Below are 14,340 nucleotides of genomic sequence, written 5' to 3' on the forward strand. Positions count from 1 at the left end.
AAAAAATCGCTCATCGCTATGACTCCTCGCCGCAGATAGGGTAGTATCTGCGGCAATATTGCCGCCGCAAAGGTGGGCGCATACGTTGAGGAATCACGATTAATGAGCGATATGGCAGAGCGCCTTGCGCTGCATGAATTTACGGAAAACGCATACCTGAACTACTCCATGTACGTCATCATGGATCGTGCGTTGCCGTTTATCGGTGATGGCCTGAAACCCGTTCAGCGTCGCATCGTTTACGCAATGTCTGAACTGGGGCTGAACGCCAGCGCGAAGTTCAAAAAATCCGCCCGTACCGTGGGTGACGTGCTGGGTAAATACCACCCGCACGGCGATAGCGCATGTTACGAAGCCATGGTGTTAATGGCTCAGCCATTCTCCTACCGTTACCCGCTGGTGGACGGCCAGGGGAACTGGGGCGCACCGGACGATCCGAAGTCCTTCGCCGCCATGCGTTATACCGAATCCCGTCTTTCCAAATATGCCGAATTATTGCTTGGCGAACTGGGGCAAGGCACCGTTGATTGGGTTCCCAACTTCGACGGGACGATGCAAGAGCCGAAAATGCTGCCTGCACGCCTGCCAAACATTCTGCTGAACGGCACCACCGGCATTGCCGTTGGTATGGCGACAGACATTCCGCCGCACAACCTGCGTGAAGTGGCGAACGCCGCAATCACCCTGATTGAACAACCGAAAACCACCCTCGAGCAACTGCTGGATATTGTGCAGGGGCCGGACTACCCAACCGAAGCGGAAATCATTACTTCCCGCGCGGAAATCCGCAAAATTTACCAGAACGGCCGCGGTTCGGTGCGCATGCGCGCGGTGTGGAAAAAAGAGGACGGCGCGGTCGTTATTACCTCGCTGCCGCACCAGGTTTCCGGCGCGCGCGTGCTGGAGCAAATCGCCAACCAGATGCGCAACAAAAAGCTGCCGATGGTTGACGATCTGCGTGACGAATCGGATCACGAAAACCCGACGCGTCTGGTGATTGTGCCGCGTTCCAATCGCGTGGACATGGATCAGGTGATGAACCACCTGTTCGCCACGACCGATCTGGAAAAGAGTTACCGCATCAACCTCAATATGATCGGTCTGGATGGTCGCCCGGCGGTGAAAAACCTGCTGGAGATCCTCACCGAATGGCTGGCATTCCGTCGCGATACGGTGCGCCGCCGTCTGAACCACCGTCTCGATAAAGTGCTCAAACGCCTGCATATCCTCGAAGGTTTGCTGGTGGCGTTTCTCAATATCGACGAAGTGATTGAAATTATCCGCACGGAGGATGAACCGAAACCCGCGCTGATGTCGCGCTTTGGCATCAGTGAAACCCAGGCGGAAGCCATTCTTGAGTTAAAACTGCGTCATCTCGCCAAACTGGAAGAGATGAAAATCCGCGGTGAGCAGAGCGATCTGGAAAAAGAGCGCGACCAGTTGCAAGCGATCCTCGCCTCTGAGCGCAAGATGAACAACCTGCTGAAGAAAGAGTTGCAGGCCGATGCCGACGCGTTTGGCGATGATCGCCGTTCGCCGCTGCACGAGCGCGAAGAAGCGAAAGCGATGAACGAGCACGACATGCAGCCGTCTGAGCCGGTGACCATCGTGCTGTCGCAAATGGGCTGGGTGCGCAGTGCCAAAGGCCACGACATCGACGCGCAGGGCCTGAGCTATAAAGCGGGCGATAGCTGGAAAGCGTCGGCTAAAGGCAAGAGCAATCAGCCGGTGGTGTTTATCGATACCACCGGGCGCAGCTACGCCGTTGATCCGATTTCGCTGCCGTCTGCGCGCGGGCAGGGCGAGCCGTTAACCGGCAAGCTGACGCTGCCGCCGGGCGCGACGGTGGATCATATGATCATGAGCAACGAGGATCAGAAGCTGCTGATGGCGTCCGACGCGGGTTATGGCTTCGTGTGTACCTTCAACGACTTAGTGGCGCGCAACCGTGCCGGTAAAACGCTGATCAGCCTGCCGGAAAATGCACGGGTGATGCCGCCGCTGGAGATCGAGAATGACAGCGATATGCTGCTCGCCATCACCGCGGCTGGCCGCATGCTGATGTTCCCGGTCAGCGACCTGCCGCAGTTGTCGAAAGGCAAGGGCAACAAGATTATCGGCATTCCGTCCGCCGATGCGGCGAAGGGTGTGGATGGGCTTGCGCACCTTTACCTCCTGCCGCCGCAAAGCACGCTGACCATCCACGTTGGCAAACGCAAAATCAAACTGCGCCCGGAAGAGCTGCAAAAAGTGCAGGGCGAACGCGGGCGTCGCGGTACGTTGATGCGCGGCTTGCAGAAAATCGACCGCGTGGAGATCGATTCGCCTTCACGCCCAGGCGCGGGCGATAGCGAAGAGTAATCTTCAACACCTTCTCCCCACCCTTCTGGTGGGGAGATATTTCTTAGAAATTTCCCGTAAAGACGTTGTTAATTCGGCAATTGCGATTAACAATACGTTCTTTTTAAAGGCCGCATAACACACAAGCCCGGGCCGCAAACGGTCAATCGTGGCGCAGCCAGCTTCAGCGTAATTGCGCTGGCGTGTATATAATGCTCAAAGGTATGGGCTTCAGAGGTCGCTATGTTATTCATTTTTCGTGTAATCATTGTCGTTATTTACTCTATTCTGTTGTGTATATTTGGGTCGATTTACTGCCTGTTCAGCCCACGAAACCCTAAACATGTCGCCACCTTCGGCCATCTTTTTGGCCGCCTTGCACCGGCGCTGGGCCTGAAAGTTGAAACCCGTTTACCGCCGGGTGCCGGCCAGTTCGGCAACGCTATCTATATTGCTAACCACCAGAACAACTACGACATGGTCACCGCTTCCAGCATTGTGCTGCCGCCAACGGTCACCGTCGGGAAAAAAAGCCTGCTGTGGATCCCGTTTTTTGGCCAGCTCTACTGGCTGGCTGGCAACCTGCTGATTGACCGTGATAACCGTGCAAAAGCGCACGGCACGATTGCTCAGGTCGTTAAGCAAATCCAAAAACGCAATATCTCTGTCTGGATGTTCCCGGAAGGCACCCGTAGCCGTGGGCGCGGTCTGCTGCCGTTCAAAACTGGGGCGTTTCACGCAGCGATTGCCGCCGGTGTTCCGATCATTCCGGTGTGCGTTTCCAACACCTCAAACAAAATTAATCTCAACCGCCTGAAGAACGGGCTGGTGATTGTCGAAATGCTGCCGCCGGTGGACATCTCGCAGTTCGGTAAAGATCAGGTTCGTCAACTGGCGACCCATTGCCGTGAACTGATGGCCGCGAAAATCGAAGAGCTCGATAAAGAAGTTGCTGAACGCGAAGCAACCGGTCGGGTTTAACCTTTAGTTTGAAAAAAGTTATTCAGCAAGCGTTGTTCAGCAAGCCCGAAGGCCAAAAACCTTCGGCGAATTTTGTCAGTGTTACACGGAGCAAATATGTCACTCAGTCGGCGTCAGTTTCTTCAGGCATCCGGGATTGCGCTTTGTACCAGCGCGGTGCCGCTGAGGGCAAATGCTGCCGGGCAGCAACCGCCGCTGCCTGTTCCTCCGCTGCTCGAATCCCGACGCGGTTCACCGCTCTTTCTGACGTTGCAGCGTGCGCACTGGTCTTTTGCCACTGGCACGCGTGCGCAAATTTCGGGCATTAACGGGCGTTATCTCGGGCCGACCATTCGCGTCTGGAACGGCGACGACGTCAAACTGATTTACAGCAACCGGCTGGCCGAAAACGTGGCGATGACCGTCAGCGGCTTGCAGGTTCCCGGCCCGCTGATGGGCGGCGCGGCGCGCATGATGACGCCAAATAACGACTGGGCGCCAGTGCTGCCGATTCGCCAGAGCGCCGGGACGCTGTGGTATCACGCCAATACGCCGAATCGTACCGCGCAGCAGGTGTATAGCGGGCTGGCGGGAATGTGGCTGGTGGAAGACGAGGTCAGCAAATCGTTGCCGATCCCTAACCACTACGGCGTGGATGATTTCCCGGTCATTATTCAGGATAAACGGCTGGATAACTTCGGTACGCCGGAGTACAGCGAGCCGGGCAGCGGCGGCTTTGTCGGCGATACCTTGATGGTCAACGGCGCGCAAAGCCCGTTCGTGGAAGTGTCTCGCGGCTGGGTGCGCCTGCGTTTGTTGAACGCTTCCAACTCCCGCCGTTATTTGCTGCAAATGAGCGATGGCCGCGCACTGCATGTGATTGCGGGCGATCAGGGCTTTTTGCCTGCGCCCGTGGCGGTAAAACAGTTATCTCTGGCACCCGGCGAGCGCCGCGAAGTGCTGGTGGATATGACCAACGGCGATGAAGTGTCGATTACCTGCGGCGAAGCGGCGAGCATTATGGACCGGCTGCGCGGTCTTTTTGAGCCGTCGAGCATTTTGATCTCCACGCTGGTGCTGACCCTGCGCCCCACCGGGCTGTTGCCGCTGGTCACGGATACATTACCGATGCGCCTGCTGCCGTCCGACATGATGGCCGGTTCGCCGACGCGCAACCGCGACATCACGCTGGGCAGCGATCCGGGCATCAATGGTCAACTGTGGGATACGCAACGCATCGATATCACCGCCCAGCAAGGCACGTGGGAGCGCTGGACGGTGCGTGCGGAAATGCCGCAATCGTTCCATATGGAAGGTGTGATGTTCCTGATCCGCAACGTTAATGGCGCAATGCCATTCCCGGAAGACCGGGGTTGGAAAGATACGGTGTGGGTCGACGGGCAGGTTGAGTTGCTGGTGTGGTTTGGTCAGCCTTCGTGGGCGCATTTCCCGTTCCAGTATCAAAGCCAGACGCTGGAGATGGCCGATCGTGGATCGGTGGGTCAGTTACTGGTCAATCCGGCGCCGTAAATAGCCCATGCCTGGCGGCACTTTGCTTGCCAGGCTTATACAAAATCCTCCTATATTTCCGGTCGAAATACGGCGTATAATCGCCGCCCTTTGATTATTTTTTTACCATTTTTGGAAGCAAGATGAGCGCAATATCCCTGATCCAGCCGGATCGTGACCTTTTCTCCTGGCCCCAGTATTGGGCGGCCTGCTTCGGCCCTGCGCCTTTCTTGCCGATGTCGCGCGAAGAGATGGATCAACTTGGCTGGGATAGCTGCGACATTATTCTGGTCACCGGCGATGCCTACGTCGACCATCCGAGCTTCGGTATGGCGATTTGCGGGCGCATGCTGGAAGCGCAAGGTTTTCGGGTTGGCATCATTTCCCAGCCGGACTGGAACAGCAAAGACGACTTTATGCGCCTCGGTAAACCGAACCTGTTCTTCGGTGTCACTGCGGGCAATATGGATTCGATGATCAACCGTTACACCGCCGATCGTAAGCTGCGCCATGACGACGCTTACACAGCGGATAACGTCGCCGGGAAACGCCCGGATCGCGCCACGCTGGTCTACACCCAGCGCTGCAAAGAAGCGTGGAAAGAGGTGCCGGTGATCCTCGGCGGTATTGAGGCCAGCCTGCGCCGTACCGCGCATTACGATTACTGGTCTGACACGGTGCGCCGTTCGGTGCTGATTGACGCCAAAGCCGATATGCTGATGTTCGGCAACGGTGAGCGCCCGCTGGTGGAAGTGGCGCACCGCCTTGCCGCCGGTGAACCAATCGCGCAGATCCGCGATGTGCGTAACACTGCGATTATCGTCAAAGAAGCGCTGCCAGGCTGGAGCGGTGTGGATTCCACCCGCCTCGATACGCCAGGCAAAATCGACCCGATTCCCCACCCGTATGGCGAAGATTTGCCGTGTGCGGATAACAAGCCGGTAGAGCCAAAGGCGCAGGAAACCAAAACGGTGACGGTTCAGCCGCCGCGCCCGAAACCGTGGGAAAAAACCTATGTGCTGCTGCCTTCTTACGAGAAGGTGAAAGCCGACAAAGTGCTGTATGCGCATGCGTCGCGTATTTTGCACCACGAAACCAACCCTGGCTGCGCCCGCGCGCTGCTGCAAAAGCACGGCGATCGCTACATCTGGATCAACCCGCCGGCCATTCCGCTCTCTACCGAAGAGATGGACAGCGTTTTTGCGCTGCCCTACAAACGTGTGCCGCACCCTGCGTACGGCGACAGCCGAATTCCGGCTTACGAGATGATCCGTTTCTCGATTAACATCATGCGCGGCTGCTTTGGCGGATGCTCTTTCTGCTCCATTACCGAGCACGAAGGGCGCATTATTCAGAGCCGCTCCGAAGATTCGATCATCAATGAGATCGAAGCGATTCGCGACTCGGTGCCGGGTTTTACCGGCGTGATTTCCGATCTTGGCGGGCCGACCGCCAACATGTATATGTTGCGTTGTAAATCGCCGCGCGCCGAGCAGACTTGCCGCCGTCTCTCTTGCGTTTACCCGGATATCTGCCCGCACATGGACACCAACCATCAGCCGACGATCGATCTTTATCGGCGTGCCCGCGACCTGAAAGGTATCAAGAAGATCTTGATCGCGTCCGGCGTGCGTTACGATCTGGCGGTGGAAGATCCGCGTTATGTGAAAGAACTGGCGACGCACCATGTCGGCGGTTACTTGAAAATTGCCCCGGAGCACACCGAAGAAGGGCCGCTGTCGAAGATGATGAAACCGGGAATGGGCAGCTACGATCGCTTTAAACAGCTGTTCGATACCTATTCCAAACAGGCGGGCAAAGAGCAGTATTTGATTCCGTACTTTATCTCCGCGCACCCCGGTACGCGTGATGAAGATATGGTGAACCTCGCGCTGTGGCTGAAACGCCATCGTTTCCGCCTCGACCAGGTGCAGAACTTCTACCCGTCGCCGCTCGCCAACTCGACGACCATGTATTACACCGGTAAAAACCCGCTGTCGAAGATCGATTACAAGAGCGAAGAGGTGGTGGTGCCGAAAGGGGATAAACAGCGTCGCTTGCACAAAGCACTGCTGCGTTACCACGATCCGGCGAACTGGCCGATGCTGCGTCAGGCGCTGGAAGCGATGGGTAAAAAGCACCTGATCGGTTCCCGCCGCGAATGCCTGGTGCCAGCGCCGACGTTGGACGAAATGCGTGAAGCGCGTCGCCAGAGTCGCCATGCGCAGCCTGCGCTGACCAAGCACACGCCGATTGTGCACCAGCGTAGCAACGGCAAAAACGCTGCTGCGAGCGTGAAGAAAAAACCCGCCCGCGTGCGCTGAGATAACAAAAAGCCCGGTGAAGACCGGGCTTTATTCTTTTGTGGGCTGGCGAGGCCGCCAAATATCGCCGGATGGCGCCTGCGCTTATCCGGCCTACAATTGGCAGGTCGGATAAGCGCCATCCGGCATCAGCCATTAACCGCTGAACTTATCGGGATCGGGCCCCAGGCGTTTGCCCTGATCCAGTTTGGCGATTTCACCGAGCTCGTCTTTGTCGAGACGGAAATCCCAGACGTTGAAGTTTTCGGCAATGCGCGCTGGCGTCACCGATTTCGGGATCACCACCAGGCCGCTGTCGAGATGCCAGCGGATCACAATCTGCGCCGGGGTTTTCCCGTATTTATCCGCCAGATCGCGGATAATTTTCTGATCAAATACCCCTTCGCCGCCCTGGGCTAACGGGCTCCAGGACTCGGTCTGGATCTTGTGCGTTGCATTCCATGCATGCAATTGACGCTGTTGCATCAGCGGATGCAGTTCGATCTGGTTGATCACCGGAATAACGCTGGTTTCATCAATGATTTTTTGCAGATGATCGGTCTGGAAATTACAAACGCCGATACTCTTGATCAGCCCCTGTTTTTGCAGCTCGATCATGCTTTTCCAGGCTTCAACATAATGATCCCGCGCCGGTAACGGCCAGTGCATCAAATAGAGATCCACATAATCAAGTTGCAGCTTTTCCAGGCTCGTTTTCAATGCTTCAGCCGGGCGCTGTTGATCTTCATTCCTCAACTTGGTGGTGATGAACAGTTCTTCACGCGGCACGCCCGCGCCGGCTAATGCTTTACCGACACCGTCTTCATTCTTGTAGGCTGCGGCGGTATCAATCGAACGATACCCCACTTCCAGCGCCTTATGGATGGCGGTGACCACTTCCTCGTTGCTCGCTTGCCACACGCCAAGACCCAGTTGCGGCATGAGGTTGCCGTCAGAGAGCTTAATCACGGTTGGTTGTGTCATGCATATCTCCTTTTAATAAGCTTACCGGGACGAGCCCGGTAAGGTGGTTTGCATTAAGTGTGGTCGAAAAAACCAAAAACGGAAGCTGATGCTGCGAAGTGCTTAGCGAGCGGCTTCGTAAATGCGGCGGCTGACATCCAGCGTAATATCCTGATGTTCGCCCAGTTTCGTCATGCCGTGCTCTTCCAGTTTCGCCAGCAGCGCCGGGATAGAGCTGCCATCAAAACCGTAATCAGACAGGCGCGTTGGTACGCCCATACGCTCGAAGAAATTGCGCGTCGCTTCGATGGCCGCATCAATGCGCTCGTTTTCGGAACCTTCAGTGATATTCCATACGCGTGCGGCGTATTGCAGCAGTTTTTCGCGCTTGGTATCGCGTTTCTCATTCCACAGTGACGGCAGCACAATTGCCAGCGTTTGCGCATGATCGAGACCGTGCATCGCTGTCAATTCGTGGCCCAGCATATGTGTTGCCCAATCCTGCGGCACGCCGGCGCCAATCAGGCCGTTCAGCGCCTGCGTTGCTGCCCACATGACGTTGGCGCGCACATTATAGTTTTCCGGTTCCTGCAACGCTTTCGGGCCTTCTTCGACCAGCGTCAGCAGAATCCCTTCGGCGAAACGATCCTGGATTTTGCCATCGACCGGGTAAGTGACGTACTGCTCAACGGTATGGACGAACGCGTCAACCACGCCATTCGCCACCTGGCGCGGGGGCAGGGTGTAGGTGTAAACCGGATCGAGCACGGCGAAGACGGGCTGTACAAACGGCGAGTGAAACGCTTGTTTGTCGCCGGTGGTTTTACGTGAAACCACCGCACCGGCGTTGGATTCAGAACCGGTTGCCGGCAGTGTCAGCACGGAACCCATCGGGATGGCGCTTTTCACTTCGCTACCGCGCGTTTGTAGGATGTGCCACGGATCAACGCCGTCAGCGTAATGTGCCGCCGCGGCGATAAACTTGGTGCCGTCCAGCACGGAACCGCCGCCGACCGCCAGCAGGAAGGTGATGTTTTCTTGCTGGACAATTTTTACCGCTTTCATCAGTGTTTCGTAAGCCGGGTTTGGCTCGATACCGCTGAACTCCCGCACGTCCAGCCCTTCCAGCGCGCTATACACTTGATCGAGAACACCGTTTTTCTTCACGCTGCCGCCGCCGTAGGTGATAAGTACGCGTGCGTTAGCCGGGATTTGCGCACGCAGATCGGCAATGGCGCCTTTGCCAAACAGAATGCGCGTCGGGGTATGCAGATTAAAATTATTCATTGCTCGTTCCCTTCTGAAGAGGTGAAAAAAACCGTGGCGAGAGGCCGCCAAGTGGAGGTTATTGTGGGCGCGGGCCTGCGCACGCTCAATGCACATTCCTGCCGATGTCTTGCCTTTTTCTCCATGCTACTGGAGAAAGTGCACAAAACTTTGCATATTGTACGGGTCGAAAATGCCTGCCGGAGTGGCAAAAAATGAACCGAGAAGAGATTTGCCTGCGACTAACTGAAAAAGTTAAGCGTTTGAAAGATAATGAAAATAGACTCAGTGCGTTGCTGCCAGATATCCGCCTGCTGTACGGTACGCAGCCTGGCACCCGAACGCCGGTGATGTACCAACCGGGGATCGTTTTTCTCTTTTCGGGCCATAAAATTGGCTATATCAATGAACGTGTCTTTCGTTATGACACTAATGAATATTTGCTGCTCACCGTGCCGCTGCCTTTTGAATGCGAAACTTTTGCTACACCGGAAGTGCCGCTGGCGGGTATTCGCCTGAATGTCGATATCCTGCAATTGCAGGAGCTGCTGATGGATATTGGCGAAGATGAACACTTCCAGCCGAACGTTGCGGCGAGCGGCATCAACTCGGCGGTATTATCAGAAGAGATATTGTGCGCTGCCGAGCGGTTGCTGGATGTGATGGAGCGCCCACTGGATGCGCGCATTCTCGGTAAGCAGATTATTCGCGAGATGCTTTACCACGTGCTGACTGGGCCATGCGGCGGCGCATTGCTCGCGTTGGTCAGCCGTCAAACGCATTTTAGCCTGATAAGCCGGGTGCTGAAACGCATTGAAAGCCAGTACACGGAAAACCTCAGCGTCGACCAGCTTGCCTCGGAAGCCAACATGAGTGTGTCGGCGTTTCACCACAACTTTAAATCCGTTACCAGCACTTCGCCGCTGCAATACCTGAAAACGTACCGCCTGCATAAAGCGCGGATGCTAATGGTACATGACGGCATGAAAGCCGGAGCGGCGGCAATGCGCGTCGGTTATGAAAGCCCGTCGCAATTTAGCCGCGAATTTAAGCGCTATTTCGGCCTGACGCCGGGGGAAGATTTGGCAAGAATTCGTACGATTCAGGGGATATAAAACAGACCCTCTTCCGCCGGGAAGAGGGCGGTTTTATCAGGCGTTGCAGTACTTCTTTTTCAACACCACGGTGACCGCGCCGATAAGGCCAATGACCAGCAGGAAAACCGGCAGCAGCATTAAGAATGTCATCACCTGGTCTTCATGGCGTTTGACGAACGGAATCATGCTGATGGCATAACCCATTGATGTCACGACAAGAACCCAAAGCAGCGCGCTCAACCAGTTAAACAACTGGAAGCGGCGATTCGAGAGACCGGAAATGCCCGCCATTGTGGGCAACAGGGTGCGGATAAACGCCAGAAAACGACCGGCCAACAGCGCCAATAAACCGTGACGGTCAAACATGTAGGTTGCGCGTTCGTGATATTTCATCGGCAATTGCGACAGCCAGCTTTTCACCAGCCGCGTGTTGCCAAGCCAGCGCCCCTGAATGTAGCTCAGCCAGCATCCGAGGCTGGCGGCAGACGTGAGGATCGCCACCGTGGAGACAAAATCCATGCAGCCGCGTGCAATTAATGCTCCGGCCAGTAACAACAAGCTGTCACCGGGTAAAAATGAGGCAGGAAGTAAGCCGTTCTCTAAAAAAAGCGTTGCGAACATCACTAAATAGACGACGCCAACGACGTGAGGATTCGCCAGCGCAGCAAAGTCGTGATGCCAGAGCGCAGCAATAATATCTTGAATAACAGCCATGGACTTTCCTGTGGTACCGCGTAGAGGAGGCTATTGTACTCCAGTTCGCCTAAAACACCTTGATCCGGGGCGCAAGAAAAAGAGAATTATCTTATGTTGTGCCCCGGTCACTCAGGTTTACACGATGCGCTGAAAGCCTGCCACTAAATCTTCTATCAGATCGTCAACGTTCTCTAAACCAACATGCAAACGGATTAATGTGCCGCTGAAATCAAGCTCACCGTCCGGGCGAATCGCCGCCAGTTGCTCCGGCTGGTTCGCCAGAATCAATGACTCAAAACCGCCCCATGAATAGGCCATGCTGAACAGCGAGAAGTGATCGAGATAATCCGACATCTCTTCATTTGTCAGGCGTTTGTTGAGCACAAAAGAGAACAGGCCGCTGCTGCCGGTAAAATCGCGTTTCCAATATTCATGCCCTTTGCTGCCTGGCAGCGCCGGGTGATTCACGCGCGCCACCTGCGGGTGCGTAGCCAGCCATTCGGCAATTTTCAGGCTGCTTTCATGATGCTGACGTAAACGGACGCCGAGCGTGCGCAGGCCACGGCTGGTCATATATGCAGTATCGGCATCCAGCATTTGTCCCATTAAATAGGCGTTTTCGCGCAGTTGTTCCCAACAACGAGCGTTGGAAACGGCGGTACCGACCATCGCATCCGAATGGCCAATCAAATATTTCGTGCCCGCCTGAATGGAAATATCGATATCGAATGCCAGCGCTTTGAACAGAATGCCTGCCGCCCAGGTGTTGTCGATCATAATGATGGCGTCAGGCGCGACGCTTCTTACCGCCTGCACAATGGCTGGAACGTCGTGCACTTCCATGGTGATGGATCCGGGCGATTCAAGGAACACGACTTTGGTGTTGGGCTGGATAAGCCGCACGATGCTGGAGCCGATCATCGGGTCGAACCAACTGGTGGTGACGCCGAGTTTCGCGAGAATTTTGGTGCTGAAATCCTGGGTGGGTTCGTAAGCGGTGTTGGTCATCAACACATGATCGCCTTGCCCGACAAACGCCAGAATGGTGTTTGCCACTGCCGCCGCCCCACAGGGGAACAGCGCACAACCCGCGCCGCCTTCCAGCTCGCACATTGCTTCCTGTAAAGAGAAGTGCGTTAAGGTGCCGCGACGACCATAAAAGAGCTCGCCATTGGCGCGGTTGCGCGTGGCGTGTTTTTTGGCTTCGACTGTTTCAAATACCAGTGAAGAGGCGCGTTGGATAACGCTATTCACCGAACCCTGCGTGTATTTTTTGCTGCGCCCTGCGTTCACCAGAGCGGTTTCAAGATGCTTCGCCGTCATGTTTGCTTAACCTGGTTTTATACGTCTGGATGTCCAGACTACCATGATTGAGAACTGTTGCGTCATGTAGGGTTAATTTTTCTAAAAAACGCTCAATGGCGTTTGTTTACTGCGTCAACGCAAAGAAAAGGACGTTTACTTAGTGCACTATGTAAATACTAATGAGAACTACTATCAATTCGACGTCGTTTTGATATTATGGCGCACAGTTTTGTGATTTGCGTCTCGGAGAAACACAGTGGGTAATAATTTGATGCAGACGGATCTATCCGTATGGGGTATGTATCAGCACGCTGACATCGTCGTGAAGATCGTGATGATCGGCCTGATTCTGGCGTCCGTTGTGACATGGGCGCTCTTCTTCAGCAAAAGCGTTGAGATGATTTCGCATAAGCGTCGCCTCAAGCGTGAGCAGCAGCAACTGGCTGAGGCTCGCTCGCTGGATCAGGCAACGGAAATTGCCGCCACTTTCCACGCCAGAAGCCTCAGTTCACTGTTGATTAACGAAGCCCAGAACGAGCTGGAGTTATCCGCAGGCAGTGAAGACAACGAAGGGATCAAAGAGCGTACCGGTTTCCGCCTTGAGCGCCGCGTCGCCGCCACCGGTCGTTATATGGGCCGTGGTAATGGTTTTCTCGCCACCATCGGCGCGATTTCTCCGTTCGTCGGTCTGTTTGGTACCGTTTGGGGCATCATGAATAGCTTTATCGGTATCGCGCAGACGCAAACCACGAACCTCGCAGTTGTCGCGCCGGGCATCGCGGAAGCGCTGCTGGCCACGGCAATTGGCCTGGTTGCCGCTATCCCGGCGGTAGTAATTTACAACATTTTCGCGCGCATGATTGGCAGCTATAAAGCGACCCTCGGCGACGTTGCCGCGCAGGTTCTGCTGCTGCAAAGCCGCGATCTTGACCTGGCTGCCAGCAATGCTCAGCCGGTTCGTGCCGCTCAGAAATTACGTGTAGGTTGATGCGCCATGGCAATGCGTCTTAATGAAAACCTGGACGATAACGGCGAAATGCACGAAATCAACGTCACGCCGTTTATCGACGTGATGTTGGTGCTGCTGATTATCTTTATGGTGGCCGCGCCGCTTGCCACGGTAGATGTGAAAGTGAATCTGCCGGCATCCTCCAGCCAGCCGCAACCGCGCCCGGAAAAACCGATTTACCTGTCGGTAAAAGCGGATAACACCATGTTTATTGGAAACGATCCGGTGACCGATGAAACGATGGTTAACCAGCTCAATGCGGTGACCGAAGGGAAAAAAGACACCACCATCTTCTTCCGCGCAGACAAAACTGTGGATTACGAAACGATGATGAAGGTGATGGATACCCTGCACCAGGCGGGTTATTTGAAAATCGGTCTGGTGGGTGAAGAGGTCGCGAAAGCGCAATAATAATCTACCGCTGACGAAAGTAAAAAGCTGGTCGTAGCGCCAGCTTTATTTTTTTGAGAGCGGCCTTTCCTGCTCGCTCTCTTCTTTCAGCGCCACAGTGGTCACTGTTGACGTGTGATATTCACCGTCGCTCAGCTTACGGCTCAAACGCAGCGTCGCGGCTTCCCGCTTCACAATGTGCTGATAATTCGCTTCCAGCCGCCCCATGATTTTTTCTAGCAGTTCAGGTTGTTGTTCGATGATGGCGGCAATCGTCGCGCCATAAATCTCTTCTTTGACTTGCAGAGGATAGGTTTCACGGCGGTTCTGCCATTTCAGGCGCACCAGCGCGGCCGGAATAGAGACCAACTCACGGGCAATCTGCTCAATAGTGGCATTTTTACTTTGCACCAGTGCGTCTATATTTTGCTTTAAGATAAATTCGTCGCTTTTCGTTTCATCGTAATTAATATAAACGTTATTATTTTCGACTTCTGGCACG

General features: G+C 55.1%; 11 protein-coding genes and 1 pseudogene. 7 read left to right on the plus strand and 5 right to left on the minus strand.

What is annotated here, in order from left to right; all coding sequences use genetic code 11:
- Positions 1-102: 102 nt before the first annotated feature.
- The 4 genes and pseudogenes from parC (at position 103) to AAEY27_RS03660 (ending at position 7,133) form a co-directional block, all read left to right on the plus strand.
- Positions 103-2,361 carry a DNA topoisomerase IV subunit A gene (parC, locus tag AAEY27_RS03645; protein WP_342323562.1) on the plus strand — a complete coding sequence of 753 codons (2,259 nt, stop codon included), beginning with the start codon at positions 103-105 and terminating at the stop codon, positions 2,359-2,361.
- A gap of 222 nt (positions 2,362-2,583) precedes the next feature.
- Positions 2,584-3,321, plus strand: coding sequence for a 1-acylglycerol-3-phosphate O-acyltransferase (locus AAEY27_RS03650; protein WP_342323563.1), 738 nt, complete (start codon positions 2,584-2,586; stop codon positions 3,319-3,321).
- Positions 3,322-3,417: 96 nt separating this feature from the next.
- Positions 3,418-4,830 (plus strand): cell division protein FtsP, encoded by a 1,413-nt coding sequence (gene ftsP / locus AAEY27_RS03655; protein ID WP_342323564.1) that lies wholly within the window; start codon positions 3,418-3,420, stop codon positions 4,828-4,830.
- Positions 4,831-7,133, plus strand: a pseudogene (locus AAEY27_RS03660) (YgiQ family radical SAM protein).
- Positions 7,134-7,268: 135 nt separating this feature from the next.
- Here the strand turns inward: AAEY27_RS03660 and dkgA are convergent.
- A complete protein-coding gene (gene dkgA, locus AAEY27_RS03665) occupies positions 7,269-8,096 on the minus strand; it encodes a 2,5-didehydrogluconate reductase DkgA (protein WP_342323565.1) in 828 nt (275 codons plus the stop codon).
- 102 nt (positions 8,097-8,198) lie between these two features.
- On the minus strand, positions 8,199-9,362 hold the full coding sequence (gene yqhD, locus AAEY27_RS03670) for an alcohol dehydrogenase (protein WP_342323566.1): 1,164 nt from the start codon (positions 9,360-9,362) through the stop codon (positions 8,199-8,201).
- Between the two features lie 194 nt (positions 9,363-9,556).
- On the opposite strand from yqhD, the gene AAEY27_RS03675 reads away from it, so the two are divergent.
- Positions 9,557-10,456 carry an AraC family transcriptional regulator gene (locus tag AAEY27_RS03675; RefSeq protein ID WP_342323567.1) on the plus strand — a complete coding sequence of 300 codons (900 nt, stop codon included), beginning with the start codon at positions 9,557-9,559 and terminating at the stop codon, positions 10,454-10,456.
- A 36-nt stretch (positions 10,457-10,492) separates the two neighbouring features.
- Here the strand turns inward: AAEY27_RS03675 and AAEY27_RS03680 are convergent, their stop codons facing one another.
- Positions 10,493-11,152, minus strand: coding sequence for a DedA family protein (locus tag AAEY27_RS03680; protein ID WP_342323568.1), 660 nt, complete (start codon positions 11,150-11,152; stop codon positions 10,493-10,495).
- A 117-nt stretch (positions 11,153-11,269) separates the two neighbouring features.
- On the minus strand, positions 11,270-12,457 hold the full coding sequence (gene metC, locus AAEY27_RS03685) for a cystathionine beta-lyase (protein ID WP_342323569.1): 1,188 nt from the start codon (positions 12,455-12,457) through the stop codon (positions 11,270-11,272).
- A gap of 238 nt (positions 12,458-12,695) precedes the next feature.
- Between metC and exbB the strand changes: the two genes are divergently transcribed.
- Both exbB and exbD read left to right on the plus strand, forming a co-directional pair.
- Positions 12,696-13,427, plus strand: a complete 732-nt coding sequence (gene exbB, locus AAEY27_RS03690; RefSeq protein WP_342323570.1) for a tol-pal system-associated acyl-CoA thioesterase — start codon at positions 12,696-12,698, stop codon at positions 13,425-13,427.
- Between the two features lie 6 nt (positions 13,428-13,433).
- Positions 13,434-13,859: a TonB system transport protein ExbD gene (gene exbD, locus AAEY27_RS03695; protein ID WP_342323571.1), complete on the plus strand. Its 426-nt coding sequence runs from the start codon at positions 13,434-13,436 to the stop codon at positions 13,857-13,859.
- Positions 13,860-13,904: 45 nt separating this feature from the next.
- On the opposite strand, the gene AAEY27_RS03700 is transcribed toward exbD, so the two are convergent.
- Positions 13,905-14,339, minus strand: coding sequence for a cytoplasmic protein (locus tag AAEY27_RS03700; RefSeq protein ID WP_342323572.1), 435 nt, complete (start codon positions 14,337-14,339; stop codon positions 13,905-13,907).
- Position 14,340 lies beyond the last annotated feature (1 nt).

The sequence above is a fragment of the Kosakonia sp. BYX6 genome (genome assembly GCF_038449125.1).
In the GTDB taxonomy this organism is placed as follows: domain Bacteria; phylum Pseudomonadota; class Gammaproteobacteria; order Enterobacterales; family Enterobacteriaceae; genus Kosakonia; species Kosakonia calanthes.